Source organism: Pseudonocardia sp. CA-142604, assembly GCF_050948475.1.
GTDB lineage: Bacteria > Actinomycetota > Actinomycetes > Mycobacteriales > Pseudonocardiaceae > Pseudonocardia > Pseudonocardia alaniniphila.
The window spans coordinates 9,032,484-9,058,258 of record NZ_CP192045.1 but is presented as its reverse complement, the minus strand read 5'-3'; the positions used below and the strand labels follow the sequence as shown (position 1 = coordinate 9,058,258).

Here is a 25,775-nt window from a genome sequence, read left to right as displayed (position 1 = left end):
ATCAGAGCACCCTCACCGCCGGCACGGCAACGGTTTAGATCACGAGGCAGGGTTCACCGCGGGCTCTGTCGCGGCCGATCAAGCTACGTCCGGCCCTGCGAGGGGCAGCCGAACGTCCACAGGCTGATCGTCTCGCGGGACCTGATCGCCGCGAGAGGATCAGGTCGGCGAGTGGTGGTCCGGGTGGCGCTCGTCGCGGCACGTCGGCCGCGGATGACCAACCCGGCCGCGGTGGCGCTTCTGCGGAGCAGGTCCGGATCTCGCAGCCCGAGCTGCTCCGGAAGGTCGGAGAGCAGGAGCCAGCCTTCGCCGTGCGACGTGAGGTGGTCAGGCAACTGCCGCAGGAACCCGGCCAGCATCGCATTTCCCCGGTCGAACACCCCGGCATCGAGTGCCGAGGTCGGAGTGCCGGGCACCCAGGGTGGGTTGCACACGACCAGGTCTGCGCGACCGGCCGGAAACAGGTCGTGGCGGATGACCGTTGCCCGCTCGGCGTATCCCAGCCGATCGAGATTGTCGCGGGCGCACGCCACCGCGCGGTCTTCGATATCCGTCGCGATCACCCGGGGGATTCCGCGACTCAGGAGAATCGCGGCGAGCACGCCGGTGCCGGTGCCGATGTCGAACGCCGTCCGGGCGGGCGGGAGTGGGGCCTCAGCGACAAGATCCAGATAGTCTGTGCGCGTCGGCGCGAAGACCCCGTAATGCGGATGAATGCGGGCCCCGAGAGCAGGGATCTCGATGCCTGTGCGACGCCATTCGTGTGCCCCGAGCACGCCCGCCAGTTCCTGCAGCGACACCACCGCCTCCGATGCAAGGTCGCCGTAGACCTCCTGGCATGCCCGGTCGATCGACGGGGCCCGCCGCAGGTCGAGCACAAATCCAGGGCCCAGCTGAACGAGCACCGCTCCCAGCAGCCGCGACTGCCTTGCCCGGTCCTGGCGTTGACGGCGGAACTCCTCGGCGGGCGCCAGCTCGCGTCTCCGCGAGGAGCGATCGATACGTCGTCGCATTGCGGCAAGCAAGTGGCGGGCGTTGTGGTAATCACCTCGCCACAGCAGGCCCGTTCCCTCCGCCGCCATCCGGCAGGCCTTGTCGGCGCTGAGATCGTCGCCGACGACGATCACGCGGCATGGCGGTCGATGGCCGTCGGCAGTGAGCCAGCGCGCACGCATATTCGTGCCGTGCTCTCGCCAGCTCAGGATCTGATCGTGTGACGACGTGTCGAGCATGGGAGGACTCCCGCGAGTCCAAGCGGACCGGCATCGTATCGGGCGGTTCCCGAATTCACGGCACTCCGCCGATCAGAAGACCCGGAAGGGGAATCCCCGTCAACGGAGATTGCGAATGCCGATCTCCCTCACGACACCAGCGCGCGCGCGGCCCACCAGGCCAGCACGGCCAGGCCCAGCCCGGCGACGACGCTGCCTGCCACGTAGGCGACGGCGACCCCGCGGGCCCGGACCTCCAGCAGGGCGAACGCTTCGTAGCTGAAGGTGCTGTACGTGGTCAATGCACCGCAGAACCCGACCGTGGCGGCCGTCTCCAGCGCCGGGGGGAGCGCGCCGCTGGCTCCGACCAGCGCGCCCAGCACGAACGAACCGATCATGTTGACGGTGAAGGTCCCCCACGGGAACCGTGTCCGGTGGCGGGTCTGCACCGTGCGGTCGACGACGTATCGCAGCGGCGCCCCGATCGCCGCACCAAGTGCCACCCACAACACCTCCATCGCCGTCACCCCCCGCTTCCGGGGCGCGGCACGCCCGCAAGGCGGGCGGCCAGCCGGGTCGCGCCCGCGCCGAGTGCGCATGCGAGCACCGCGAGGACCGGAGTGATGACGAGGTAGGCCACCGCCAGACCGGGCCGGGCGCCGTCAGCGAGTGAGATGGCGTCGACCGTGTAGGTGGAGAACGTGGTGTAGCCGCCCAGGATCCCGACCCCGAGGAACGGGCGAGCGAGGCGATGCGGCTCGACGAGCTCGGTGATGACCACCATCAGCACGCCGATCAGCAGGCAACCGGAGAGGTTGATCAGCAGCGTCGCCCACGGCCATCCGCTGGGCCCGTGCGGCCACGCCAGCCCGATTCCGTAGCGCGCTTCGGCACCGATCACGCCGCCGACGGCGATCGCTCCCAGCACGTCCAGCGGATGCCCCGCGAGTTCGCGTCGCTGCGCCGGTATGCCGATATCGACGTCCGGGTCGATGCCGCTCGCGGGCTCAGGGTCGTGGGGAACGTCGGCGCTCATCGCACCCGCTCAATCCCGTAGCCGGCGAGCCATGTACTGGTCGTGGGAGGTGACCCGGAACGCCGCCGCCAGAACGAGGATCAGCGGCGGGAACACGGCGAGCAGCAACGTCGCACCCCTCAGCAGGCTGGTGTCGTCGAGCACGAACCCGGACGCCATGAGGGTGATCGACACCGCGAAGTACGTCCAGGCGATCCGGTCGAGCACCGTGGCGGGCGCCGGAGGTGCCCCGTGGTGCAGTCGTCGGGCCAGCGATGGGTCCTCCTGTGCGAGCCTCCGCGCGATCGCGCGCAGTGCGCGCCGCTCCCGCCGGTTCATCGACGTCGCCGTTCATGATGACTCCACCGGTACGGATGGAGTTGACGACAGCCGCAACTCATAGCGGCAGTAGAAACGGATAGGGCTGACATCACCACCTCCTACCCACAGAACAGCCCTGTCGGTAGGAGCCATCAGCCCAGCCGGGCGGTTGTAGGCGAGCCCCATCACCTGTGTGCGATCCCAGACTACCCGTTCGCTCGACAGTGCGTAGAGAGCGGCGACGAGCAGGACGTCCGCCCCTGCCCGGAATTCAGCCTTCGACCACCTCCCGCGAGACGTCCCAGAGGCGGCCGGCGAGGTCGAGGTCGAGTGCATAGGACGAGACACCCAAGGTGTCAGGGTTCTGGGCGGCTCGCGCCGGGTCGTAGGCGAGGTCGAGAGGGGCCGCTGCGACGTCGGCGTTGCCGGTACCGGCGACGATCTCGGCAGCTACGCTTTCGCCTGCTTCGATGTTGCGCACGGCGAGAGTCACCTCGGCCCCGGCCGCGGCCAGCGCACGGGCGGTCTCTCTGCCGACCCCGGAGGCGCCGCCCGTGACCACGGCCCGCTTGCCGGTGAGGTCGACTCCGTGGAGGACGTCCTGTGCGGTGGTTTCGCGACCGAACGGGGTGGCGATCCGAGTCGTAACCGTCATGATTGTCCTGTTCTGAAGCGCGGCGACGGTCGACGCGCTAGCCTGAAATGGAGGAAGCTCCGGTCTTCAGACCCAGCCGGATGATCCTCCACTTGGCAATGAGTGTGTGCGGCCTCACTTCGGCAGGCTGCAGGAGGAGGAGCACGTGGACGACCCCGCCGGACGGCCCCTTCGCGCGGACGCCCGACGCAATCGCGATCTGCTGCTCGCGTCCGCGGTGCGCGCGTTCTCCGAGAAGGGGCTCGACGCGTCGCTGGACGCGATCGCCAAGGACGCCGGAGTGGGGATCGGCACGCTCTACCGCCATTTCCCCACGCGCGAAGCGCTCATCGAGGCCGCCTACCGCAACGAGCTGGCTGCCGTCTGCGACGCGGCGTCCGATCTGCTGGAATCGCTCCCGCCGGTGGAGGCCACCCGCGCCTGGATGGACCGCTTCATCGACTACATGACCGCGAAGATCGGCATGGCCGATGCGCTCCGCGCGGTGATCGCCTCGGGTGCCAACCCCTATGCCCACAGCCGCGAGCGGCTGAACGCCGCGATCGAGCAGTTGCTGTCGGCCGCCGCCGCAACCGGCGAGATCCGGTCCGACGTGAAGCCGGACGACGTGCTGATCGGCGTCGGGGGCGTCGCCCTGTCGGCCGGCGATCCGGCTCGGCGTGAACAGGCCGGGCGTCTCCTCGACCTGCTCATGGACGGCCTGCGCTACGGGGCGCCGGCGGCCCGCGCCGCACAGCCGGACCAGACCGCAGCCGCCGCGCGCTGAGCGTCCCCGGGGTCCTCGCCGTCAGAGTCCGTGGCGGCGAACCCCGAGAACGCGTTCACTCACCCCGGCCTCCACGAGCGCGGAGAACGGCTCCGCCGTCGTTGCTCCGACACCGCGGTCGTCGACCCCCTCGCGGCGGGCGTGGCCCGTCATGGCGAGGCGGACGTCGTCGGCGACGAGGTCGGCGTTGATCGCGACGGCTGCGCTGTAACCGGCCGCGGCGGCGTTGATCACTCCCGCCTGCAGGTCGGCGACGTTGCCGGCCACCCACACCCCGTCCACTGCCGTGGCCCCGGTGCGGTCGGCCGGCACCACGGTGCCCAGGACATGGTCGCCGAACTTCTGCTCCACGGTCTGCAGGCCGAGGGTGGTGAGCAGCTCAGCGCGGGCGACGAAGCGGGGGGCGACGACAACGGCCTGACGAGGAACGACCCGGCCGGTGTGCAGGCGCAGGCCGGTGATCCGGTCGTCGGCGACCTCCACCGCGGTGACCTCACCGTCCACCACGGCGATACCGCGGGCAGCGAGCCGGGTCCACTGCTCGCGGTCGAGATCGGGCGCGGTGTGCAGGAACAGCGTCACGTCCGGGCTCCACTGCCGGAGCAGCTCCGCCTGGTGTGGCCCCGCCGGGCCTGTCGCGAGCACGCCGATCGCCTGGTCGCGAACCTCCCAGCCGTGGCAGTAGGGGCAGTGCAGCACGTCGCGGCCCCAGCGCTGCGCGAGCCCCGGAACGTCGGGCAGCTCGTCGACGAGGCCGGTGGTCACCAGCAGCCGTCGCGATGTCACCTGCGTGCCGTTGTCGAGGGTGAGCTCGAAGCCCTCGCCGTCGGACGGCCGGTGGGCGGCGATCACGCGACCGGGGATGACCGTCCCGCCGTACCCGGCCACCTCCGCCCGCCCGGCGGCCGTCAGGTCCGCGGGCGGTGTTCCGTCGCGGCCGAGATAGTTGTGTACGCCGTCGGCCAGGGCGTTTCGTGGCCTGCCTTCGTCGACCACCAGTACCGAGCGCCGGGCCCGCGCCAGGGTCAGCGCGCCGTTGAGTCCCGCGGCGCCACCCCCGACCACCACGACGTCATAGTTCTTGTCCACCTGCGATCCCTTCCCACGTCCGGGCGGCCGACGGTGGCCACCTCGTCGGAACTCTGTGACGGGGATGCGGATCCGACAAGTTCCTTTGCAGGTATGGCAAACTGGGGCGGGTGCGCGAGGACACCGCTGGGTTGGACCACGTCCTGCACGCCGTCGGGCCGCGGCTGCGGACCTTGCGTCAGCAGCGCGGGGCCACACTGACCGAGCTGTCGGAGTCCACCGGCATCTCGATCAGCACGCTGTCACGGCTGGAGTCCGGGCAGCGCCGTCCGACACTGGAGCTGTTGCTGCCCCTGGCCAGGGCCCATCAGGTGTCGCTGGACGAGCTCGTGGACGCGCCGCCCACCGGAGACCCCCGTGTGCAGCTGCGCTCGTTCCAGCGGTGGGGCTCCACCTTCATCCCGCTCAGCAGGCGCCCGGGCGGCCTGCAGGCGTTCAAACAGGTCATGCCGCCGAACTGGCCCGACTGCGAGCCCGACCCGCGGGTCCACGAGGGCTACGAGTGGCTCTACGTCCTCTCCGGGCGGTTGCGCCTGATCCTCGGCGAGCACGACGTGATCCTCACGCCCGGCGAGGTCGCCGAGTTCGACACCCACATCCCGCACTGGTTCGGCAATCCCGGTCGGGAGCCGGCGGAGCTGCTCAGTCTCTTCGGCCCGCAGGGGGAACGTCTTCACATCCGGGCGCGTCCGACCGGTAGGTGAGACGTGGCGTCAGGCCGTGATCGAGGCGACCTCGGCGCGCAGGATCGATGCCACGTCCGCGGGGCGGGACAGGAACGGCGAGTGCGAGGTCTGCAGCCGCAACACCCGTTCGGACCGCTGCGCCATCGCCTCCTGGGCGGGCAGGGGGATGGCGACGTCGTTCTCGCACACCACGTAGGTGCTCGGGATCGCGTGCCATGCCGCGCGCGTGAGGGGCTGGGTGATCGCCGGCCAGGACTGGTGGCCCAGCCGTGCGACAGCCGCCTGTGTCGCTGCCTCGTCGACGTCGGCGAAGAACACCTCCTCAGGACGCAGCGCGTCGAAGTAGCCCTCGGCCTCGTGCACGTCCCACCAATCGACGTTCTTGCCGCCGGCGGCGCTGAAGAGTGAGTCGCCGACGTCGAGTTGGAAAGAGGCCAGGTAGACCAGACGGGAGACCTGCGCGAGGCCGGCGAGGCCCTCGGTCGCCGGGACGCCGCCGTAGGAGTGCGCCATGACCAGGACCGGAGCCTCGATCGCCGTGACCGCCTCCCGGATCGCCGCCGCATCGCTGTACATGTCGCCGAGCGTGGCGGGGTCGTGGCCTGACGACGGAAGTGCCACCGTCCTCGTCGGCAGATCGGGCAGCTCACGGATCACCGCGTCCCAGGCCCAGGGTCCGTGGAAGGCGCCGTGGACGAAGACGATCGTGGGTTGGGGCATCCGCGGAGCATATGTACGCGCCGGGGATTCGGCCGTGACGCTCCTCACCGCGCTCGTAGGGTGGGCTCGTGTCCACCTCCCGGCAAGCCAGTCTCGACCTCCTCGCGCAGTTCCGGCCGCGGAACCCGGCTGAGGCCGCCGACGTGGCCAGAACTCGTGAGCTGCTGGAGACGGCGGAGGATCCCTGGCTGCGGTCGATCCCGCTGCACGTCACCGCGTCGGCCATGATCGTGCACCCGAAGAGCCGCCGGGTCCTGCTGCGCTGGCACCAGCGGCAGCGAGCTTGGTTGCAGGTCGGCGGCCACGGCGATCCGGGGGAGATCGATCCGATGCAGGTCGCGCTGCGCGAGGGAGGCGAGGAGACGGGCCTGCACGACCTGGTTCCGTGGCCGGACGCGAGCCTCGTGCAGGTGGCGATCGTTCCGGTCAACGCCAAGGGCGACGAACCTGCGCACGAGCATTCCGACCTGCGCTTCGTGCTGGCCACCGCGGAACCCGGTGCGGTTCGCCCGGAGAAGCCGAACGCCCCGCTGCGCTGGCTCACCGTGGCGCAGGCGCACGAGGCCACCGAGCCGAACGTCCGGGAGATGCTGGCGCGCGTCGAGGGGCTGCTCGCCGGCTGACCCGGCCCCGGTCGGGCGACCGGGCGCCACCGCACCGCGAAATGTTCACGCACTGTGGCCGCGATCCAGAATTGATCTTCCCTCGAACGGGTATTTGTGAACGCTCGGGTGAAACACCGGTAATCGTTGCTCCGCGCCGTTTCTTCACGCCGCCGGGTTCGTTGTACCTCGCTGAGGAGCCAACTCAGTTTCCCGGCATGTCCGAGCTTTTCGGGATCAGTCCGGGCGTTCACCGAAAAGGGAGAAACTCGTGGCATCGGCACACAGGTCGGCTCGTACGAAGGCCTTACGGCCCTGGCTCGGGGCGGCACTCGCAGCCGGGGCCGCCACCGCCATGGTGGTGATGGTGGGAGCGGCGACAGCCTCTACGTCGTCGGCCACCGCGTCCTCGGCGGCGGTCGCGCAGCAGGCCGAGCCCGCACCGCCTGGTGGGGGCGCTGCGCCCGCTCCCGCGCCGCTCGGTCCGCTGGGTGCCCTCGTGCCACAACTCCCGGTGCCGCAGCTCCCATTGCCGCAGGTCAACCTAGGCCCCGTGGCTCCGGTCCTCGGTCTGCCGATCTCCCACGTCGACGACGAGGCGAAGGCCGACGAGAACGGCAGCGTCAAGATATACAACGCGGGCCTCGTGAACGACGACGAGAACAAGAACTCCGAGGACGACGGGGATTACGACAAGTCCTACGAAGCCAACGGCGACAACGAGAGCAACGACGACGCCGACAACAAGGAATTGAGCAAGGACTACAAGAAGGACTACAACAAGGACGACGGCGGCGACCCCAACGACAACGACGACAACAACTCCGGCCCGGCCCCGCAGGTGTTGAGCACCCCGGTCGGTGGTGTCGCGGCCGGTGACGGGACCACGTCGCCCGCCGGCTATGTGATCGGTGCCCTCGCTCTGGCCGGTATGGGTGGAGCGGCCGCCGTGACCGCGCGCCGCTCGTCCCGCCGGCGCATGGGACGTCACGAGGCCTGATGCGCCACCGTCTCGTACGCCGGCGCCCCCGTCGGATCCTGGTGAGGGTCCTGACGGGGGTGGCAACGGTCTGCGCCGTGTTCAGCCTCGGTCTGGTCGCGTGCGGGCTGGAGCCGGAGCTGGATCAACCGCCGTTGAGTGTTCCTGCGCCCGGGGCCCCTGCTCCTGCGGGAGGGTCAACGGTTGCGCCCCTGGCGCACTCCGAGCCGGTGCGGCTCGAGATCCCCATCCTCGGAGTGAAGTCCGACCTGATGGATCTCGGCCTGAACCGCGACGGGACGATGGAGACGCCGCCGGAGGCCTATCCCGCCGGCTGGTACACGGGAGCGCCGACGCCCGGCGAGATCGGTCCGGCGATCATCGCCGGGCACGTCAACTGGTCCGGCGATGCCGGCGTGTTCGCGAAGCTGCACGAGCTCAAGCCCGGTGATCAGGTCGCCGTCGTGCGGCGAGACGGTGCGACGGTGCTGTTCCGCGTGGACCGGGTGGACAGGTACCCGAAGGACCGGTTCCCGACCAAAGCGGTGTACGGAGACATCCCCTACTCCGGCCTGCGGCTGATCACGTGCGGCGGCGACTTCGACCGCGCCGCGCACAGCTACCTCGACAACATCGTCGTCTACGCCAGCATGGTCGGCTCCGCGAAGGTCTAGCCGCCCTCGCCGCCCGACTATCTGAAGTCGTGGCTTGACATCGTGACCCCGGTGACCCCAATCTGAAGCCCTTCCTTCAGATTGGGGTCACCGTGCCCGACCTACCCTCCCGTGCCGTGGTGAGCAACGCGGCCCTCGCTGCCCTCGCTGTTCCGGCCCGGTTCGCGTTGCTCAACCACCTGCTCGCAGCGGGGCCCCGTACTGCCAGCCAGTGCGCAGAGGTCATCGGCGAGACGCCGTCGAACTGCTCGTGGCACCTGCGCGCACTGGCGAAGGTCGGGCTCGTCGAGCCGGCACCGGAGAAGAGTGCGGACGGACGTACGCGCCCCTGGCGGGCCACCGCGGTCGGCTTCGACTTCTCGGGCGAGCCGGGTCCGGCGGGAGCCATCGCCAGGAACGCGCTGGCGGTCATGTCCGCGGAGTACGGCGACGATCTCTACCGCCGTTATCTCGCGCGGCAGGAGCTGCTGCCCGAAGAGTGGACCGAGGTGTCCGGCACGAGCAGCTACTCGCTCGAGCTCACACCCGACGAGCTGCGGGCGCTTGCTGACGCCCTCGATCAGCTGATCCGGCCCTACGTGCGGTCAATCCGCGACGATGCCCCTGCGGGGAGTGCTGTCGTCCACGTCTCGCTGCGCGCATTCCTCAACCCCGACGCGCAGGAGCCGCAGCCGTGAACGCGGTCGCCGTGCTGCGCTCGCCGGGTGTTGCCAGGCTCGGTGGTGCCGGTCTCCTGTCCGAGGCAGGCGACTGGATGCTCTTCATCGCCCTGCCGGTGTTCGTCCTGCAGCTCAGCGGCTCGCCGCTGATCACGGCTGCCGTGTTCGCCCTCGAGCTCCTGCCCACCGTGCTGGTCGGTCCGCTCGCGGGGGTGCTCATCGACCGCGTCGATCCCTGGCGGCTGATGTCCGGCGTGGCCGTGCTGCAGGCGCTTCTTCTGCTGCCGCTGCTCCTGGTCGACTCGGCTGCGGACCTGTGGTTGGTCTACGTCGTCGTGGTTGCCGAGTCGGTGCTCGGAACGATCATCGAGCCGTGCCGCACGGCGACCGCTGCCTCGCTCGTGCCCGTCGGCGACCTCATGGCCGTCAACCAGCTGATGGCCGTTCTCTCCAGCGCCGCGCGGCTCGTCGGCGGGCCGGTCGGTGGGCTCGTGCTCGCACTGGGTGGCATCGACCTGGTGCTTCTCGCCGACGCAATGACCTTCCTCGCCGCTGCCGCATTGCTCGTGCCCGGCTGCCGGGGCGCCGGCCGACCTGCGGCGTCTGCTCGGGTGCGGCTCTTCCGCGACTGGGCGGACGGCATCGCCGTCGTGGCGAGGGTGCCCACCCTGCGCCGGGCGATGGGCGTCACCGCGTGCATGGCGCTCGCACAAGGCGCGTTCGTCGTGCTGTTCGTGCTCTTCGTGTTCCGCGACCTGCACGGCACCGAGACCGAGGTCGGACTGCTTCGCGGGGTGCAGGCCGTCGGTGCGATCGCGGGTGGAGCGCTGCTCGGGCTCGTGAGCAGGAGGTCGGGGGTTCCCCGCCTCGTCGCGATCTCCCTGGCGGTGTTCGGTCTCGTCTCACTCCTGACGTGGAACGCGCCTGCGGTGACCACAGCCCTCGGCGTCTATGTCGGCCTCTTCATCACGGCCGGGATACCCGGCCTGGCTGCGATGACCGGCCTGGTCGCGCTCCTTCAGACGCACTCCCCGGAAGAAGCCAGGGGCCGGGTGATGAGCACCTTCTTCGCGGTCTTCGGCGGGGTGCAGGCCCTCGGGATGCTCCTGGCAGGACTCGCGGGCACCGGAACGGGCCTGACCGTCGCCCTGCAGGTGCAGGCCGCGCTGTATCTACTGGCGGCCGCGCTCGCCACGCGTCTCGGCGCCGGTGCGCCACGGGTCACCGCCGACGGCGGGGGTCCGGCGCGCTCACGATCCACAGCAGCGTCGACCGGCTGAGCGCGCAGGCGACGATCACCGCCTGCAGCCCGACGAGGACCGCGCCGGTCGCGACGTCGACGAGCAGGCCGGACACCGGTGGATTCAGGACCAGCAGGATCACCAGGCCGACCGCGACTGCGACGGCCGCGACGGACAACAGCACCCGGCCGATCGGCATCCTCCGGGCCATCGCCACGGCGCCCCAGAGCAGCACCAGCCCGCTGATCAGGGCGATCGCCGACGGAGCCAGGTCGTCGGCACCGCTGCGCAGCATGGCCGCGGTGGCGAACCCGATCAACAGCAACCCCTCGCTCGCACCCAGCGCGGCCGCGGTGAGCGGAGCGGCACGGCCGGGCCGCTTCCGGAGCGAACGATCGCTCATGCCTGTCCCTGTCGTCGGCGCCGCCACATCAGGGTGGTCGACGAGGCGCCTGCAATCGCTACGCGGCTCGCGATGATCACGGGCAGTTGTAGCTTAGGCGCGCCGAGCGGCGATCACGGACTGTTCGCGTTCGCGCCCGGGGGAGTTCGGCGGTCAGCCGGTCGAGATCGCGGCCGCACGACCGGCCTGGCGGCCCGAGAACAGGCACCCGCCGAGGAACGTCCCCTCCAGCGACCGGTATCCGTGCACCCCGCCGCCGCCGAACCCGGCGACCTCCCCCGCGGCGTACAAGCCGGGCACGGGCTCGCCGCCGGTGCCCAGCACCCGGCCCGCCAGGTCCGTCTGCACCCCGCCCAGCGTCTTGCGGGTGAGGATGGCGAGGCGCACGGCGATCAGCGGACCGTTCGCCGGGTCGAGGATCTTGTGCGGCGTCGCGATCCGGGACAGCCGGTCGCCGCGGTAGCGGCGGGCGGCATGGATGGCGGCGAGTTGCATGTCCTTCGTGAAGGGGTTGTCGATCTCTCGGTCCCGGGCGACGATCTGCCGTTCCAGGTCGGCGAGGTCGATCAGCGGCCCACCGGTGTCGAGGTCCGCGGTCTCTCCCGGGTCGCGGATCGCTCCGAGCTTGTTCATTCCCGCAACGAGCTCGGCGAGCGTGTCGGCGACGACGAAGTCGACACCCTTGTTCTTGAACGCCTCGACCGGCGCCGGCGCCCCCGGCCGGATTCTGCCCAGCGTCGCCCTGATGTCCTTCGCGGTCAGGTCGGGGTTCTGCTCCGAGCCCGAGAGAGCGAACTCCTTCTCGATGATCTTCTGGGTGAGCACCAGCCAGGAATGGTCGTAACCGGTGTCGGTGATCGCCTTGAGCGTGCCGAGGGTGTCGAAGCTGGGGAAGTTCGGAGCGGGGAAGCGCCGGCCCCGCGCGTCGAACCAGAGCGACGAGGGCCCCGCAAGGATGCGGATCCCGTGCCGCGCCCAGATCGGGTCCCAGTTGTGGACGCCCTCCGTGTAGTGCCACATCCGGTCGCGGTTCACGAGCCGGGCACCCGCGCGCTCGCTGATCGCGAGCATCCGGCCGTCGACGTGCTCGGGCACGCCGGAGATCATGTGCCGCGGCGCCGGACCCAGCCGGGACGGCCAGTAGGCGCGCACGAGATCGTGGTCGGCACCGATCCCGCCCGAGGTCACGATCACGGCCTGCGCGTGCAGTTCGAACTCGCCGACCTCGGTGCGAGAACTGGCCGTTCCCCGCGCGGCGGTGCTCGGTTCGAGGACGGCGCCGCGCACTCCGTCGACCACGCCGTCGGTGACGGTCAGGCCGTCCACCCGGTGCCGGAAGCGCAGCTCGACGAGCCCCTTTGCCACCGCCTCGCGCACCCGGCGCTCGAACGGGGCCACCACACCCGGGCCGGTGCCCCACGTGATGTGGAAGCGCGGCACGGAGTTGCCGTGCCCGTCGGCCAGGTAGCCACCTCGCTCGGCCCAGCCCACGATGGGGAACCAGCGCACCCCCTGCGCGTGCAGCCAGGACCGCTTCTCCCCGGCGGCGAAGTCCACGTAGGCGGTGGCCCATTGACGGGCCCAGAAGTCCTCGCCCGCCGGGTCGTCGACGCCGCGGTCGAATCCCGCTGTGCCCAGCCAATCCTGCATCGCGAGGTCGAACGAGTCGTTGATGCCCATCCGGCGCTGCTCGGGGGAGTCGACGAGGAACAGGCCACCGAACGACCAGAACGCCTGCCCGCCGAGCCCCGTCTCGGGTTCCTGGTCGAGCAGCACCACCCGCTTGCCTGCATCGGCCAGTTCGGCGGTGGCGACGAGACCCGTGAGGCCCGCTCCGACCACGATGACATCAGCGACATCCGCGTCCACGCGGCAACACTCCTGGCGCAGGCGGATCGGGTCAAGATTGCCGCAGCGATCGCCCGCTCAGGATCTCTGAGCGGGTATCCGCATCCGGGCCAGGGTCGCGGCGACCGTTGCGTACCCGGCTGCGGCCGCCCCTGCCACCCGCGGCACGTCGATCGTCAGTCCGTGGACGTCGAGGTCGTGCTCGGGGGTCAGCGCCAACAGGTGCGCGTCGCCCCGCGACGGATGGGTGACGTCGTCGAGGACGGCGAGGGCGGGGCCGTGGCGCAGGCTCTCCTGGGTGATCTGCCCGAGGCCCGGCGCGAGCCGGTCCAGCGTGCGGGCCCACCGCCCCGGTCCCGCATCGGGATAGGGCCGGCGCAGCTCGGTGCCGGTGCGGTTGAGCAGCACGAGCACGTGGGTGGCGCCGTCTCGCAGCGCGCGGAGCACCGGCACAGGCTCCGCGACCGAGCCGTCCATCCAGCGGCGACCGTGGAATTCGACGGGCGGCCCGGCGAGCAGCGGAATCGCCGCCGTCGCCCGCAGCGCCACCTTCCACTCCTGTGGTGTCGCGGGATTGAGCGCGTAAGGCCGCAGGTCGTCGGCCGCGGTCGCCACCACCCGCAGCGGTACAGGGGACGCGGCGAGCCGCTCCCAGTCCATCGGTTTGGAGTGCACGAGGACGTGGTCGATCAGGTGGTTCAGCGACACCACCGGACGACGGGTGCCGAGCCGGCGGGGGTCGATGAACGCACGGCAGGCCAGGTCCTCGAAGAAGATGTGTCCCGCACCGTGGCCGCAACCCAGCAGCAGCGAGGCGCCGATGTAGGCGCCGGCCGAGCTGCCGTAGATGACGTCGAAGCAGTCCCCGAGCCCCGCGTCCTCGAGCGCATGGGCCATGCCGCCGGCGTAGGCGGCCCGCATGCCGCCGCCGCTGATGACGAGCGCGACCCTGTTCCCGTCAGCCCGGCTGCCCCTGGCAGCGCGGCGCTGAAGCACGCGGAGTACCTCGCCGTCGCCGCGGGGCGAAGGCGGGGCGCCGAGGATCGGTATCGGGTGCGTGGTCACTCTTCGAGCATTCCTCGTCACATTCCGTACGCAGATACTTACGAGCGGGTACCGCACGAGAGTGGGACGTCGTTCGCACGACTGGGTTACATCGGTTGACCGCTTTGCCGTACGGGCTTCGCGGGAACGAGACTCGGCACTGGGAGATCACGCGCATGTAGTGTCGGCCACGTGGCGCAGCTCAAGGTGGACACGGAGCCGGGCGAGGTCGGGATCGACGGGACGCGCCTTCAGCGCGTCGACTCGCACTTTCGGCGTTATGTCGATGACGGACGACTTGCGGGCTGGACGATCGCCTTCGCGCGGCGTGGCCGGGTGGTGCATCTGAGCCACTACGGTCTGGCCGACATCGAGGCGCAGCGGCCCGTCGCCGACGACACGATGTGGCGCATCTACTCGATGACCAAGCCCATCACGTCCGTCGCGGCGCTGATGCTGGTGGAGCGGGGAGCGATCGAGCTCACCGACCCCGTCTCGCGCTATATCCCGGCCTTCGCCGATGCGCGCGTCTACGTGAGCGGCTCGGCTGCCAACCCCGGCACCGTGGCCGCCACCGAGCCGGTTCGGGTCTGGCACCTGCTCACCCACACCTCCGGGCTGACCTACGGCTGGCACCACGCCCACGCCGTCGACGAGATGTACCGGGCGAAGGGCTTCGAGTTCGGAGCCCCGCGCGGGATGGACCTCGCCGGTGCGTGCGAGGTGTGGGCCGGCCTGCCGCTGTTGTTCCAGCCCGGCACCGAGTGGAACTACTCGGTGGCCACCGACGTGCTCGGCCGTGTGGTCGAGGTGGCTTCGGGGAAGTCGCTGGACGCGTTCTTCGCCGAGGAGATCTTCGCTCCGCTCGGCATGCAGGACACGGCCTTCTCGGTGGCGCCGGAGGACCTCGACCGGCTCGCCGCCCTGTACGTGCCCAACCCCGCGGGTGGGCTGACTCGCAACTCGGCGATGGGCGACAACGCGACGCGGACGCCGACGTTCCTCTCCGGCGGAGGCGGGCTCGTCTCCACCGCCGCCGACTACCACCGCTTCACCCAGATGTTGGCGCGCGGTGGCGAGCTCGACGGCAACCGGTTGCTCGGCCCGCACACCGTGGCGTACATGGCGCGCAACCACCTGCCCGGCGGCGCCGACCTCGACCAGGTGGGACGGCCGATGTTCTCGGAGTCGCCGTACCGAGGCGTCGGCTTCGGCCTCGGTTTCTCCGTGGTCGTCGACGCGGCGCAGGGTAAGGCGATCACCCACGACGGCGAGTACGCGTGGGGCGGCCTGGCGAGCACGGCCTTCTGGGTCGACCCTGCCGCCGACGTCACGGCGTTGTTCTTCACCCAACTCATGCCGTCGAGCACCTACCCGATCCGCCCTCAGCTCCGCACGCTGATCAACCAGGCCCTTCTGGACTGATTGCCCATGTCGAACGCGCTAGCACTCACGATCCGCGTGATCGTGATCGCCGTCAGCTTGTGGGTGGCCACGCTGATCGTGCCGGGGATCGACAACACCGCCGGCACCAGCAGCAGCCGGGCCGGCACCCTGGTTGTCGTCGCCCTGATCTTCGGGCTCATCAACGCGGTGCTGAAGCCCCTGATCAAGGTGGTGGGCTGCCCGTTCTACGTGCTCACCCTCGGTCTGATCGGGCTCGTGGTCAACGCGCTGCTCTTCATGCTGGTCGGCTACATCGCCGAGGGGCTCGGGGTGCCGTTCCGCGTCGAGGGGTTCGGCGCCGCGTTCGTCGGTGCCATCGTGGTGGCGGTGGTCGGGTTCGTCCTCCACTTCCTCATCCCCGACCGCCTGGACCACCGGTAGAGCGCTACACCGGCCACGTCTCGCGGCGGTAGCCGGCGTCCCAGAACATCCACTCGTAGCGCGACGTCGTGTGGAAGTGCCGGCGCATGCGGGTGCGCTCGCCCTCGGACATCCCCTCCCCGATGCGGTCGGTGAGCGCCAGCACCGAGTCGACGACGGCCTGGAAGTCCTCGCTGCCGTACATCGCGATCCAACGGGCGTACAGCGGGTCGGGGGAGCTGCGCGCCAGCAGTTCCTCCCCGACCCGCGCGTAGATCCAGTAGCACGGCAGGACCGCGCCCACCGCCTCGGCGAACGACCCGCCGAGAGCCGACGCCATCATGTAGCTCACGTACGCCTGCGTCGTGGGGGCGATCGGCTCGAGCGCCGCCTCCTCGGACGTGGTGCCCATCTCGCCCATGAGGGCCGCGTGCAGGTCCCGCTCGGCGGCGATCGCCGCGGCGGCGTGCGAGGCGAACATCACGGTGCCGTCCTCGTCGGGTGCCTTGGCCGCGCACACCGCGAGGGCCTTCGCGTAGCCACGGAGGTAGTGCGCGTCCTGCACGATGTAGTGGCGGAACGACTCCCGGGGAAGGGTGCCGTCCGTCAGCCCCGCGATGAACGGGTGGGCGAGGATCGCGGCGTAGATGTCCTCGATGTCGGACCAGAGCACGTCGCGAGTGCGCTCGGCGGAGCGGGTCGGGGTCATGCGGATCACGCTACGGGCGTAGACGAGTGGTGCGGAACAACTCGTTTCGACGCCGCGATGCTGGGGACACCTCAACCTCAGGCTTCAGCGCACGGATGTGGCACACACCACGGGACGCCGAGTCACCTTCCGGACACCCGAGGTTCGTCGCGACGTGAGATGTCAGTCACTCTTCAGTTTCGATCGACCGGGCGGGTTCCACCATGGTTGCCTTACCGGGTGGCGACTCAGCGCTGAGAGCGCGCCGGACCGCACTTATCCCCGGAGGAGAGCACAGCATGGTCCCCGTTCCCATGGATCACCACGACAAGATGCGGCTGCGTGCTGCCGCATTCCGTGCCACTCGGCTCTACCCCGGCCCGGTCGGCGAGCTGCTCTCGCGTGAGTTGCTCACGTGGGAGGAGTTCGGATACCGGCTAGGCGGTAGCCAGCTCGTGATGCGCCTGGTCGACCATGTGCTCCAGTCCCCGATCACCCAGACCGAGGCGGCCTGATCAAGGTCAGGGCCCGCTCCGGTCGTACGTGGCCGTGACGGTCGCGTTCGCCCCGGCCGGGATTCCGTCGACCAGCGCGCCGGCGGTGGCCGCCACCACGAGCAATGCCGTGAGCATCACGAGCGTGCCCACGCGCCCGATCACGTCGAGGGCACACGCCAGCGGCGTGAGCTTCCGGCGGTGCCTGCCACCCGGCTCGCCCGGGAGGGGGCGCGGCCCGACGGTGGCGCCGCCGCCGTCGTCGGAGGATGCAACGGGCATGCGACCACCGGCTTCGTGAGCAGGGACAGGTGACGACCGCCAGGCCGCTGTTGCGGTGGCGGTCGGGTGTCCGGTCCGGTGCGCGCATGCCGGGTGTCCGTACGAACGGGACATCGCTGCTGGCGGGCCATCCGTTAACGACGGGTCACTCGTCAGTGGCGCTGCGCTGCTGCTCACCCCGGGTTGCAGTAGTGCCACTCCGCTGTGACCACAGCGAGTGAGAGTGGCCCTGCTGCACTCGCGGGTGCTTCAGTGGAGCCGGTCGCGCAGCTCCCGCTTGAGCACCTTGCCCGCCGCTGACACCGGGATCTCGTCCACGAGGTGCACCTCGCGGAGCCGCTTGTACGGCAGCACCTGCTCGTTGACGGCGTTCATGAGTGCGGCGGCGCCGTCGTCGTCCAGCCCGGGGGCCACGACGAAGGCGACCGGCAGCTCACCGACCAGCGGGTCGGGTCGCCCGACCACCGCGGCGCCCACCACGCCGTTCTGCATGAAGAGGAGCTCCTCCAGCTCCCGCGGGTACACGTTGTAGCCCTTGTAGAGCAGCATGTCCTTCTTACGGTCGACGATCGACAGGTAGCCGTCCTCGTCGAGCACACCGATGTCGCCGGTGCGCAGCCAGCCGTCCACGAGCGCGGTGGCGTTCTCCTCCGGCCTGTCCTTGTAGCCGATCATCACCTGCGGGCCCCGGATGCACACCTCGCCCGCCTCGCCCGTGGGAAGCGGCGCGACGTCGGCGCCCGCGGGGTCGACGATGCGGATCTCGGTGTCGGCCACCGGCGTGCCGACGGTGCCGACCTTGCGTACGCCCGACCGCCAGCCGGGCCCGATCGTGGCGCCCATCGTCACCTCGGTGAGCCCGTAGCCCTCGCAGATCACGACGTCGTCGCCGAACCGGCGCTGCAACGCCTGGATCATCTCGACCGGGAGCGGCGCGGCTCCGGAGGAGAGGCCGCGGACGGAGGACAGGTCGCGCGTGGCGAATTCGGGATGGCGCAGCAGGGCGCCGAACAGCGGCGGAGCACCGCCCATGCCCGTGATGCGGAACCGCTCGGCGTCGGCGAGGTAGGCGCCCGGGTCGAAGCGCTCGTGCAGCACGGTGGTGCTGCCGCTCAGCAGCGGGACGTTGAGACCGCCGATCGTGCCCATGGCGTGGAACCAGGGCGTGAGGTTGATGCCGGTGCCGGTGCCCAGGCGCACCGGGTACTCCTCGGCCGGTGCCTGCTGGTCGAGCACGACGCCGCCGAGCTCGTCCAGGGCAGGTAGCGAGCCGCTGCCGCGGCAGGCGTACTGCAGCGAGTTGACCACCACGTTGCGGTGCGGCAGCTGCACGCCCTTCGACCGGCCCGTGGTGCCGCCGGTGTAGGCGATGTGGGCCAGGTCGTGGTGGATGTCGATCGGCACGCCGGGATCGGTGGTGGGCGCATCGGCGTGGAAGGCCTCGAAGTCCTGCGCAGCGGCGACGGCGTCGAGCGACACGCGGTGGGTGGGGTCGATCGCCTGTTCGCGATCGGTGATGAGGACGAGCCGGACCGCGGTGTGTGCCTGCACCGCGGCCAGCGCCGGAGCGGCAGGCGCCCATGTCACCGCCGCCACCGCACCGCAGTCGGCCAGCTGGGCCGCGAGGTCGGCAGGCGGGAGCAGGGGGTTCGTGGGCGAGAACGTGGCCCCGGCCAGCAGGATGCCGTAGTAGGCGATGGGGTACTGCGGGCAGTTGGGGAGATGGATGGCGACCACGTCGCCCCGGCCCACCCCGGCCGCGCGCAGCGCGTTGGCGAACGCGCAGGCCCGCTCGTAGAGCTGGGCGAACGACAGCTCGCGGCCGACGAAGTGCACGGCGGTGCGATCACCGAAGCGACGCGCGGAGCCGGCGAGCACCGCCCCGACCGGCACCTCCGGGTAGTCCAGCGTGGCGGGGGTGGGATCGAGAGCGGCTTCCGTCATCGGACGCCACCGGGCGTGAACGCGACCGGCAGCCGCTTGATGCCGTTGATGAACATCGACTGCAGGCGATCCGGCTGGGCGGTGGCGTGGATGTCGGGAACCCGGGTGAGCAGCTCGCGGAACATCACCGACATCTCCCGGCGTGCCAGGTGGGCACCCAGGCAGAAGTGCGGACCGGGGCCGCCGAACCCGACGTGCGGGTTGGGCGAGCGTCGGACGTCGAACACGTCCGGATCGGCGAAGTGCGCAGGGTCGCGGTTGGCCGCCCAGTAGAAGAGCACCACCTTGTCACCCTTGCTCATCGCCTGGCCGCCGAGCACCGTGTCGGAGGCCACGGTACGGCGCATGAAGATCACCGGAGACGCCCACCGCACGATCTCCTCCACCGCGGTGGGGGTGACGCCGTCGATGTCGGCGAGCCACGCGGCGCGCTGGTCGGGATTCTCGGTGAGCAGGTGCAGACCCCAGCTGATGGCGTTGCGGGTGGTCTCGTTGCCCGCCACGACCAGGAGGATGAAGAAGGACGCGAGCTCGTCGGGCGTGAGCCGCTCGCCGTCGATCTCGGCGTTGACCAGCGCGGACGTGACGTCGTCGGTGGGCTTCTCGGTGCGCAGCCTGCCCAGGTCGCGCATCAGCTCGGCCAACTCTCCGCCGGCCGTCAGGATCGCGGTGACGATGTTGTCGGCGTCGGGGACGTAGTCGGGGTCGCCGGCGCCCAGGATGATGTTCGACCGGTGGTAGACGAACTCGTACTGGCTCTCCGGCACGCCCATCATGTCGCAGACGATCTTCAGGGGCAGCCGAGCGGAGATCGCCGTGACGGCGTCGCACTCGCCTGCGTCGATCACGTCGTCGACGATGGTGCGCGCCGTGCGCTGCACGTCGTCGGTGAGGGCGCCGAGCCGCTTGGGCGTGAACCCGCGGGAGACGATCCGCCGTAGTCGGGCGTGGCGGGGGTCGTCCATGCCGATCATCGACCCGAAGAACTCGATGAACTCGGGCGGGAAGTCGGCGATCGACGTGGAGCCCTTGCCCGACGTGAACAGGCCCGGAGTACGGCTGGCCGTCAGGAGGTCGTCGAGCCGCGTGACGGCCCAGAAGCCTGCTCCGCGTGGAAGGTACGCCTGCTGTGGCTCCTGATAGAACGCGATCGGCTCCTGCTCACGGAGCGCGGCGAAGGCCGCGGCCCGCTCCGCGACCGGCAGTGTCCAGAAGCCCGAGATGTCGGACAGGTCGGGGCGTCCGGTCCAGGTGCTGCCCTCGGCGGCAGTGCTCGTGGGTGCCAACGCTGAGCCTCCTCACGGATGGGTGAGCGCGATCACCCACACCCTAGAGATCGTCAACATCGGCTCAAGGGTCCACCCGCGCCATCTCGCGGTCTGCGGGTGCCAGCAGGCCACGCGCATACGCGACGCTGACTGCCTCCGTGCGACTGCTCGCTCCGAGCTTGGCCATCACGCGGGACAGGTGGACGCTCACCGTCTTCTCACTGATGAAGAGCTCGGCGCCGGCCTGCCGATTGGTGCGCCCGGCCGCGACCAGCCCGAGCACGGCCCGCTCCCGCGGCGTGAGGGGGTCGGGATCGACGGACGCGGGACTTGCGTCGGGGGCGTCCAGCCGGACGCCGGCGCGGGCGGCGAGCTCGCGGACGGCCGTGGCCAGCGGCCTGGCGGCGAGCCGTTCGGCGGCAGCCAGCGCGGCACGCAGGTCGGGCGCCACCTCACCGTGCGGTGCCCCCGTGGCGAGAGTGGCCTCGGCCCGGCGCAGCAGCGCATACGCCTGTCGATAGCCGTGGACCTCGTCGGCGGAGGGCTCACCGTGCGGCGTGCACGTCTCGTAGGAGAAGGCGCTGACCAGGCTGCTCCACGCCGAAGGATCGGGTGGCCCGATGACCCTGGTGAACTCGGCCCGCGCCCGGCACAGCCATGCCCTGCCCTCGGGGCCGAGGGTGCCTGCCCGCGGCAGGCCGTTGGCCGCCGTGTGTTCAGCGGTGGCCAGCAGCGCGCGTGCGGCTGCGGCCACCTCATCGGCGGGCATCTCGCCGGAGGCGGCGATCTCGGCCTGCGCCGCCACTCCGAGCGTGGCCAGCATGATGCCGCCGAGGTGCGGGGCGAGCTGGGCGGAGGAGGGACCGCTCTGAAGCCCGGTGAGCGCCTCCGTGACGAGCTCCGCCGCCTCTGCCGGCCGCCCCTGCCAGAGCGCGGCTTCCGCCCCCGTCTGGCCGACGAGCATGATCACCTGCTCGTCGACCGGAGAGGAGTCGCGCAGCTCCGCCAGCCGCCTGCCGGCGGACTCGAAGCGGCCCCGGGCCACGGCGGTGAGCAGCCCCGCAGCTGCGAGCCTGCTCGCGACCGTGGCTGACACCGACTCCCCGGCGAGCTCCGCTGCGGCCTCCGCCGCATCCCAGTCGCCGCGCTGGAACCGGGCGATGACGTGGGCAACCCGCAGCTCCAACCCGTAGCCGCCCCACGTGGTGCCGGTGGCGGCGGCACGCTCCTCGCCCGCGGCGAACTCGTCGCCCGCCTCGGCGAGCCGCCCCTCGTCGAGCAACGAGATGCCCAGCGCGTAGTACGCGCGCAGCTCCACTCCGAGGTTGGCGGAACGTCGGGCAAGAGGCTTCGCTTCGCCGAGCAGCCGGCGGGCCCGCTCCGGGTCGCCGCCGTACTCCGCGCACACCGCGAGCGTGACGAGCGCGTCGGCGGTGGCACCGGCGGCCATGACGTCATCAGCGGGTCTTCCGCGGGCGACCTCGAGAGCCGATTCCGCCTGCTCTCGGGCCTCCGCGAGGTGGTCGAGCCTGCCCAGCACCCGGGCCAGTACCGCGTGCGCCCAGGCCAGTGTGCTGGACGGTGGCAGATCGGCCACGAGCTCGAGGGCGTGCCTCGCCACCTCGAGCGCCTCGTGCTCACGGCCACTCAGATCGAGCAGGCGCCAGGCGTAACGCCGGGCGATCGCCGAGGTGAGCTTCGGATCGCCGCGCTGCTCGGCGAGTTCGAGCGCCCGCCTCCCGAGCGCGATGCCCCGGTCCGGGTCGCCGGTGGCGCTCGCAGCCCCCGCGGCCCAGCGGGTGACCGTGCCCTCGTCGATCCCGGCCACCGTCTCGGCGTCGGGCACGACGGGCCAGAGCTCCATCGCGCGCTCCGCGTGGAGCAGCACCTCGGCCGGTGCCTCGCGGTCGTTGGCCTCGTTGGCCGCCTGTACGGACGCGGCGAGCGCGAGTGGAAGATCGTGGCCCGCCATCGCGTGGTGGGCGAGCTCGGCGGCGTGGCCGGGCGCGGCGGCCCGCTGGGGAGCGTCGGCCTCGGCGAGCAGCCCGGCGTAGGCGGCGTGGAGCCGGCTGCGCTCGCCGGGCAGCAGCTCGTGGTAGATCGCCTCGCGCAGCAGGGCGTGGCGGAAGACGTAGGCGTCGTCGGTGGTGATCCCGTCGGATTCGCCGCCTGCCACCAGCACGTGGTGGGCCACGGCCTCGCGCAGTGCCTGTTCCAGCTCGTCGACGGCGAGTCCGGACACCGCGGAGAGGCGGCCGTGGTCGACCCGCCGCCCCGCGACGGACGCGACGCGCAGAACACGCTGGGTGGTGGGGGCGAGGCCTTCGACACGTGCCAGCAGCACCTCGGCGAGCCCGTGGGGCAGCCCGTCGGAACACGCGGTGACGAGCTCCTCGGCGAAGAACGCGTTGCCCTCGCACCGGCGGGCGACCCGGTGGAGCATCGGCTCGGACAGGCTCCCGTCGGCGAGCAGCCGCACCAGCTCGAGCGCCTGCTCCGGGCCGAGCGGGGCGACGTCCACCCGCTCCACCGCCGGCAGGCGCACGAGCTCCGACAGCACGGGACGCAGCGGGTGGCGCCGGTGGAGATCATCCGTGCGGTAGGTGGCCAGCACGACCAGCCGTTGGCCGGTGAGCCGCGACAGCAGGAAGACCAGCAGATCGCGGCTGGAGCGGTCGGCCCAGTGGAGGTCCTCCACCACGAGCAGGGCCGGGCTGGTGGCGGTGAGGCCGTCGAGCGCGGAGAGAACGGCGTCGAACACCCGCAGCTGGCCCAGATCGCGGTCCTCGCCGTTCTGCGCGCCGCGCGGGTAGCCGCCGGGCAGCAGGTGGCGCATGGCCGGATGGTCGGTGACCAGCTCGGGACGTGCGGTGGCGAGCGCCCCGACGATCTCGGTGAACGGCAGGTAGGGCAGGGCGGACTCGGCAGTGTCGATGCAACGGCCGAGCAGCACCGTGAACCCGGCTGCCGCGGCGCGCTCGACCGTCTCCGCCACCAGCCGCGACTTGCCCACTCCGGCGTCCCCCGACAACAGCACGCCAGTGGGCCGGCCGGCGGCGGCACGGTCGAGCGCGGCGGCGAGTGCCGAGATCTCGGGCCTTCGCCCCACCAGCCCGATCCCGACCCCCAGCCGCGCCACGCCGGTCATCGTGACATGGAGTACCGACGGTTTGCGCCTTCATTGCCGTGTGCACGATTCGGCTCAGCGCGATCATCGGCCGCCGCCTCCGGCTCGGGTGGGCGTGGTGGTTCGACCGGAGGCGGCACGGCCGCCGCGGCCCGGCGCCGAGCGGCCTTGGCCAGCTTGGCGAGCCGGAAGTTCTCGGCGTCGGCGAGCAGGGTGCGGCGGTGGTGGTCGGCGTCGGCGAGGCTGTGGGACAGGTTGATGAGCATGCATCGAGCATCGGGCTGAGGCCCCTACCCGGACATCGGACGATCACGTCGTCGTGGGCCCCTACTGGTGAGGAGCGCCGGGGTAAGGCGGCCGGGGCCCTTACCCGGGCGGGAGCAGGCCGCGCTGGTAGGCCCGCACCAGTCGGCGCGGCACCAGCATCCGGCGCCCCGCCACGGTGATCGGCACCAGGTCGGGCGGCTGCAGCTTCCACTGTGCGCGGCGGCTGCGTGTGTTCGACCGTGATGTACGGCGCTTGGGCACGGCCATCAGGACTCCTCCTTCTCCCCGTGTGCGGACGAGGCGATCAGTTCGGCAGGGGCCGAGCAGGCGGGTGCGCCCGCTGCGGTGTCCCACCAGGCGAACGGGTCGGGGAACGCCCGCCACCCCTCCTCGCCCGCCGCCAGTTCCGCGTCGGTGAGGAGTGCCGCGTTCAGCGCGGCGGCGATCTCCGCGTGGTCGGCGTCGTACGTGATCGCCACCACGTCCTGGGCGCGGTCGCCGAACTGCGGATCCCAGGCCAGCGACGCCAGGGCCGTGCGCTCGGGTGGCGCCTTCTCCCACGCGGTGGCGTCGGCCGCGGCCAGCCACTCACCGGCGTACCCCAGCTGGAGCCCGCCACCGGCCGACTCCAGCCACAACACCGCCTCCGGCCGGGTCGCGAGCCAGACGCGGCCCCGCGTGCGGACGACCCCGTCGAGCAGCACGTCCATCGCCTTGTGGAGCCGCTCGGGGTGGAACGGTCTGCGCGCGCTGAAGAGCAGCAACTGCACCCCGCAGTCGCGGGAGAGCGGCGGGTGCCCGCGCAGCAGCGGCGCGTGGACGTCGTCGGGGCGGCCGCGGCGCGCAGGCCGGACCGCTCCGGTCAGGAACACCCGCTCGTCGAGGTCGGCCAGCCGCAACCGCGGAGCTGCCGGGGCGAGCCGGGCCAGCACGGCTTCGGTCCTCGCCAGCGTCCACGCGTCCGCGGTACCGGTGTGCACGAGCAGGTCGGCGAACTCGGCCTGCCCGACCGCCACCTGCGCGACGGTCCGCTCGTCGTCGGGCAGCTCGCTCATCCCGCGCTCGGCGAGCCCGTCGTCGCCCGTGGCGTCGGCGAGCCAGTTGCCGCTGTCGATGCACGTGACGACGCCCAGCAGATCGGGGGCGTCGGCGATCGTGCCCCCGTCGGCCACGTGCAGCAGCGACCAGCAGACGTGCTCGGGCTCGAGCGCCGGATCGAGGTGCAGCACGACCCGGCGGGCCGGTCCGGCCAGAACGCGCAGCAGATCCTCGCGCACGGTGCACGACAGGCAGCCGTGGACGAGCTCGAGCTCGGTGCTCACGTCCGTGTCGCCGGCGCGCAGCCGCCGGTGGACGACCCCCGAGCCGACGTCGCGCAGGTCGTGATGCAGGACGGCGACGGTGGGGTCGAGGACGCGGATCCGTGCGATCACGGCGTCGACCCCTGATGTGTGCAGTCCGGCGAGCACCAGGAGCTCTGGTCGTGTCACGGGCTTCCTCCTCCGGTCGGTGGGCATGTTCGGCGGTGCGCTAGCGTTAGCTTAGATGAAAATGAATGTCGTTTACTGAAAGGGGTGGGCATGGCCCGCAACGAGCTCCGGCCGGTCGTGAAGATGCGGTCGACCGCTGGCACCGGCACCACGTACGTCACGCGCAAGAACCGGCGGAACGACCCGGACCGGCTGGTGCTGCGCAAGTACGACCCGGCCGTGCGGCGGCACGTCGAGTTCCGCGAGGAGCGCTGAGGTGGCCGTCCGATCGCAGCGCCCGCCCAGGCGCAAGGTGAACCCGCTGCACGCGAAGAAGGTGACGGAGGTCGACTGGAAGGACACGGCGCTGCTGCGCACGTTCATCTCCGACCGAGGCAAGATCCGTGCCCGGCGGGTGACCGGCCTGACGCCGCAGCAGCAGCGGCAGGTCGCCGTCGCGATCCGCAACGCGCGCGAGATGGCCCTGCTGCCGTACCCCAACTCAGGGCGCGGGTGA

Annotated in this window: 29 protein-coding genes, 1 pseudogene and 1 riboswitch; of the genes and pseudogenes, 12 read left to right on the top strand and 18 right to left on the bottom strand. The window is 71.2% G+C overall.

The window, feature by feature from the left end; all coding sequences use genetic code 11:
• Window positions 1–83 precede the first annotated feature (83 nt).
• From ACQPZQ_RS41225 to ACQPZQ_RS41205, 5 genes and pseudogenes are all read right to left on the bottom strand, one after another.
• Window positions 84–1,232 (bottom strand): methyltransferase, encoded by a 1,149-nt coding sequence (locus ACQPZQ_RS41225; RefSeq protein ID WP_433289913.1) that lies wholly within the window; start codon window positions 1,230–1,232, stop codon window positions 84–86.
• Between the two features lie 128 nt (window positions 1,233–1,360).
• Window positions 1,361–1,729 carry a fluoride efflux transporter CrcB gene (gene crcB, locus ACQPZQ_RS41220; protein WP_433299629.1) on the bottom strand — a complete coding sequence of 123 codons (369 nt, stop codon included), beginning with the start codon at window positions 1,727–1,729 and terminating at the stop codon, window positions 1,361–1,363.
• Between the two features lie 5 nt (window positions 1,730–1,734).
• Window positions 1,735–2,247 (bottom strand): fluoride efflux transporter FluC, encoded by a 513-nt coding sequence (locus tag ACQPZQ_RS41215; protein WP_433289912.1) that lies wholly within the window; start codon window positions 2,245–2,247, stop codon window positions 1,735–1,737.
• 9 nt (window positions 2,248–2,256) lie between these two features.
• A complete protein-coding gene (locus ACQPZQ_RS41210) occupies window positions 2,257–2,565 on the bottom strand; it encodes a DUF3040 domain-containing protein (RefSeq protein WP_433289911.1) in 309 nt (102 codons plus the stop codon).
• Between the two features lie 118 nt (window positions 2,566–2,683).
• Window positions 2,684–2,746: riboswitch (Fluoride riboswitch) on the bottom strand.
• 192 nt (window positions 2,747–2,938) lie between these two features.
• A pseudogene (locus ACQPZQ_RS41205) lies at window positions 2,939–3,202 on the bottom strand (SDR family NAD(P)-dependent oxidoreductase); the annotation flags it as partial.
• A gap of 145 nt (window positions 3,203–3,347) precedes the next feature.
• On the opposite strand from ACQPZQ_RS41205, the gene ACQPZQ_RS41200 reads away from it, so the two are divergent.
• Window positions 3,348–3,968, top strand: coding sequence for a TetR/AcrR family transcriptional regulator (locus ACQPZQ_RS41200; protein WP_433289910.1), 621 nt, complete (start codon window positions 3,348–3,350; stop codon window positions 3,966–3,968).
• A 21-nt stretch (window positions 3,969–3,989) separates the two neighbouring features.
• Here the strand turns inward: ACQPZQ_RS41200 and ACQPZQ_RS41195 are convergent, their stop codons facing one another.
• On the bottom strand, window positions 3,990–5,057 hold the full coding sequence (locus ACQPZQ_RS41195; RefSeq protein ID WP_433289909.1) for an NAD(P)/FAD-dependent oxidoreductase: 1,068 nt from the start codon (window positions 5,055–5,057) through the stop codon (window positions 3,990–3,992).
• A 110-nt stretch (window positions 5,058–5,167) separates the two neighbouring features.
• On the opposite strand from ACQPZQ_RS41195, the gene ACQPZQ_RS41190 reads away from it, so the two are divergent.
• Window positions 5,168–5,761 (top strand): helix-turn-helix domain-containing protein, encoded by a 594-nt coding sequence (locus ACQPZQ_RS41190; RefSeq protein ID WP_433289908.1) that lies wholly within the window; start codon window positions 5,168–5,170, stop codon window positions 5,759–5,761.
• A 9-nt stretch (window positions 5,762–5,770) separates the two neighbouring features.
• On the opposite strand, the gene ACQPZQ_RS41185 is transcribed toward ACQPZQ_RS41190, so the two are convergent.
• Complete coding sequence (locus tag ACQPZQ_RS41185) at window positions 5,771–6,463, bottom strand: alpha/beta hydrolase (protein WP_433289907.1); 693 nt, start codon at window positions 6,461–6,463, stop codon at window positions 5,771–5,773.
• 68 nt (window positions 6,464–6,531) lie between these two features.
• Between ACQPZQ_RS41185 and ACQPZQ_RS41180 the strand changes: the two genes are divergently transcribed.
• From ACQPZQ_RS41180 to ACQPZQ_RS41160, 5 genes are all read left to right on the top strand, one after another.
• A complete protein-coding gene (locus ACQPZQ_RS41180) occupies window positions 6,532–7,086 on the top strand; it encodes an NUDIX hydrolase (protein WP_433289906.1) in 555 nt (184 codons plus the stop codon).
• Window positions 7,087–7,336: 250 nt separating this feature from the next.
• Entirely contained in the window at window positions 7,337–8,065 is a 729-nt protein-coding gene (locus ACQPZQ_RS41175) for a hypothetical protein (RefSeq protein WP_433289905.1), read from the top strand.
• 41 nt (window positions 8,066–8,106) lie between these two features.
• Window positions 8,107–8,718: a class F sortase gene (locus ACQPZQ_RS41170; RefSeq protein WP_433289904.1), complete on the top strand. Its 612-nt coding sequence runs from the start codon at window positions 8,107–8,109 to the stop codon at window positions 8,716–8,718.
• 116 nt (window positions 8,719–8,834) lie between these two features.
• The gene (locus tag ACQPZQ_RS41165; RefSeq protein ID WP_433289903.1) at window positions 8,835–9,395 is read left to right on the top strand and encodes a helix-turn-helix domain-containing protein; all 561 of its coding nucleotides are present in this window, start codon (window positions 8,835–8,837) and stop codon (window positions 9,393–9,395) included.
• Window positions 9,392–10,657: an MFS transporter gene (locus ACQPZQ_RS41160; RefSeq protein ID WP_433289902.1), complete on the top strand. Its 1,266-nt coding sequence runs from the start codon at window positions 9,392–9,394 to the stop codon at window positions 10,655–10,657. Before ACQPZQ_RS41165 ends, ACQPZQ_RS41160 begins: the two co-directional genes overlap by 4 nt.
• On the opposite strand, the gene ACQPZQ_RS41155 is transcribed toward ACQPZQ_RS41160, so the two are convergent.
• From ACQPZQ_RS41155 to ACQPZQ_RS41145, 3 genes are all read right to left on the bottom strand, one after another.
• Window positions 10,599–11,021 carry a hypothetical protein gene (locus tag ACQPZQ_RS41155; RefSeq protein ID WP_433289901.1) on the bottom strand — a complete coding sequence of 141 codons (423 nt, stop codon included), beginning with the start codon at window positions 11,019–11,021 and terminating at the stop codon, window positions 10,599–10,601. The genes ACQPZQ_RS41160 and ACQPZQ_RS41155 overlap by 59 nt on opposite strands.
• Before the next feature lie 153 nt (window positions 11,022–11,174).
• Window positions 11,175–12,890: an FAD-binding dehydrogenase gene (locus tag ACQPZQ_RS41150; RefSeq protein ID WP_433289900.1), complete on the bottom strand. Its 1,716-nt coding sequence runs from the start codon at window positions 12,888–12,890 to the stop codon at window positions 11,175–11,177.
• Window positions 12,891–12,947: 57 nt separating this feature from the next.
• On the bottom strand, window positions 12,948–13,934 hold the full coding sequence (locus ACQPZQ_RS41145) for a patatin-like phospholipase family protein (protein WP_433289899.1): 987 nt from the start codon (window positions 13,932–13,934) through the stop codon (window positions 12,948–12,950).
• Between the two features lie 171 nt (window positions 13,935–14,105).
• Between ACQPZQ_RS41145 and ACQPZQ_RS41140 the strand changes: the two genes are divergently transcribed.
• Both ACQPZQ_RS41140 and ACQPZQ_RS41135 read left to right on the top strand, forming a co-directional pair.
• Window positions 14,106–15,338, top strand: coding sequence for a serine hydrolase domain-containing protein (locus ACQPZQ_RS41140; RefSeq protein ID WP_433289898.1), 1,233 nt, complete (start codon window positions 14,106–14,108; stop codon window positions 15,336–15,338).
• 6 nt (window positions 15,339–15,344) lie between these two features.
• A complete protein-coding gene (locus ACQPZQ_RS41135; protein ID WP_433289897.1) occupies window positions 15,345–15,740 on the top strand; it encodes a phage holin family protein in 396 nt (131 codons plus the stop codon).
• 4 nt (window positions 15,741–15,744) lie between these two features.
• Here the strand turns inward: ACQPZQ_RS41135 and tenA are convergent, their stop codons facing one another.
• Complete coding sequence (gene tenA, locus ACQPZQ_RS41130; protein WP_433289896.1) at window positions 15,745–16,428, bottom strand: thiaminase II; 684 nt, start codon at window positions 16,426–16,428, stop codon at window positions 15,745–15,747.
• 278 nt (window positions 16,429–16,706) lie between these two features.
• Between tenA and ACQPZQ_RS41125 the strand changes: the two genes are divergently transcribed.
• Window positions 16,707–16,922, top strand: coding sequence for a hypothetical protein (locus ACQPZQ_RS41125; protein ID WP_241037276.1), 216 nt, complete (start codon window positions 16,707–16,709; stop codon window positions 16,920–16,922).
• A 6-nt stretch (window positions 16,923–16,928) separates the two neighbouring features.
• On the opposite strand, the gene ACQPZQ_RS41120 is transcribed toward ACQPZQ_RS41125, so the two are convergent.
• From ACQPZQ_RS41120 to mrf, 7 genes are all read right to left on the bottom strand, one after another.
• The gene (locus tag ACQPZQ_RS41120; protein WP_433289894.1) at window positions 16,929–17,183 is read right to left on the bottom strand and encodes a hypothetical protein; all 255 of its coding nucleotides are present in this window, start codon (window positions 17,181–17,183) and stop codon (window positions 16,929–16,931) included.
• A 249-nt stretch (window positions 17,184–17,432) separates the two neighbouring features.
• Window positions 17,433–19,127, bottom strand: coding sequence for a class I adenylate-forming enzyme family protein (locus ACQPZQ_RS41115; protein ID WP_433289892.1), 1,695 nt, complete (start codon window positions 19,125–19,127; stop codon window positions 17,433–17,435).
• The gene (locus ACQPZQ_RS41110) at window positions 19,124–20,413 is read right to left on the bottom strand and encodes a cytochrome P450 (protein WP_433289891.1); all 1,290 of its coding nucleotides are present in this window, start codon (window positions 20,411–20,413) and stop codon (window positions 19,124–19,126) included. Before ACQPZQ_RS41110 ends, ACQPZQ_RS41115 begins: the two co-directional genes overlap by 4 nt.
• A 64-nt stretch (window positions 20,414–20,477) precedes the next feature.
• Window positions 20,478–23,543 carry a helix-turn-helix transcriptional regulator gene (locus ACQPZQ_RS41105; RefSeq protein ID WP_433289889.1) on the bottom strand — a complete coding sequence of 1,022 codons (3,066 nt, stop codon included), beginning with the start codon at window positions 23,541–23,543 and terminating at the stop codon, window positions 20,478–20,480.
• Complete coding sequence (locus ACQPZQ_RS41100) at window positions 23,540–23,788, bottom strand: hypothetical protein (RefSeq protein WP_433289888.1); 249 nt, start codon at window positions 23,786–23,788, stop codon at window positions 23,540–23,542. Before ACQPZQ_RS41100 ends, ACQPZQ_RS41105 begins: the two co-directional genes overlap by 4 nt.
• A gap of 100 nt (window positions 23,789–23,888) precedes the next feature.
• The gene (gene rpmF, locus ACQPZQ_RS41095; protein WP_433289886.1) at window positions 23,889–24,056 is read right to left on the bottom strand and encodes a 50S ribosomal protein L32; all 168 of its coding nucleotides are present in this window, start codon (window positions 24,054–24,056) and stop codon (window positions 23,889–23,891) included.
• Window positions 24,056–25,279, bottom strand: a complete 1,224-nt coding sequence (mrf, locus tag ACQPZQ_RS41090; protein WP_433289885.1) for a ribosome hibernation factor-recruiting GTPase MRF — start codon at window positions 25,277–25,279, stop codon at window positions 24,056–24,058. Before mrf ends, rpmF begins: the two co-directional genes overlap by 1 nt.
• 90 nt (window positions 25,280–25,369) lie before the next feature.
• On the opposite strand from mrf, the gene rpmG reads away from it, so the two are divergent.
• Both rpmG and rpsR read left to right on the top strand, forming a co-directional pair.
• Complete coding sequence (rpmG, locus tag ACQPZQ_RS41085) at window positions 25,370–25,534, top strand: 50S ribosomal protein L33 (protein WP_433289883.1); 165 nt, start codon at window positions 25,370–25,372, stop codon at window positions 25,532–25,534.
• A gap of 1 nt (window position 25,535) precedes the next feature.
• Window positions 25,536–25,775: a 30S ribosomal protein S18 gene (gene rpsR / locus ACQPZQ_RS41080; protein WP_433289881.1), complete on the top strand. Its 240-nt coding sequence runs from the start codon at window positions 25,536–25,538 to the stop codon at window positions 25,773–25,775.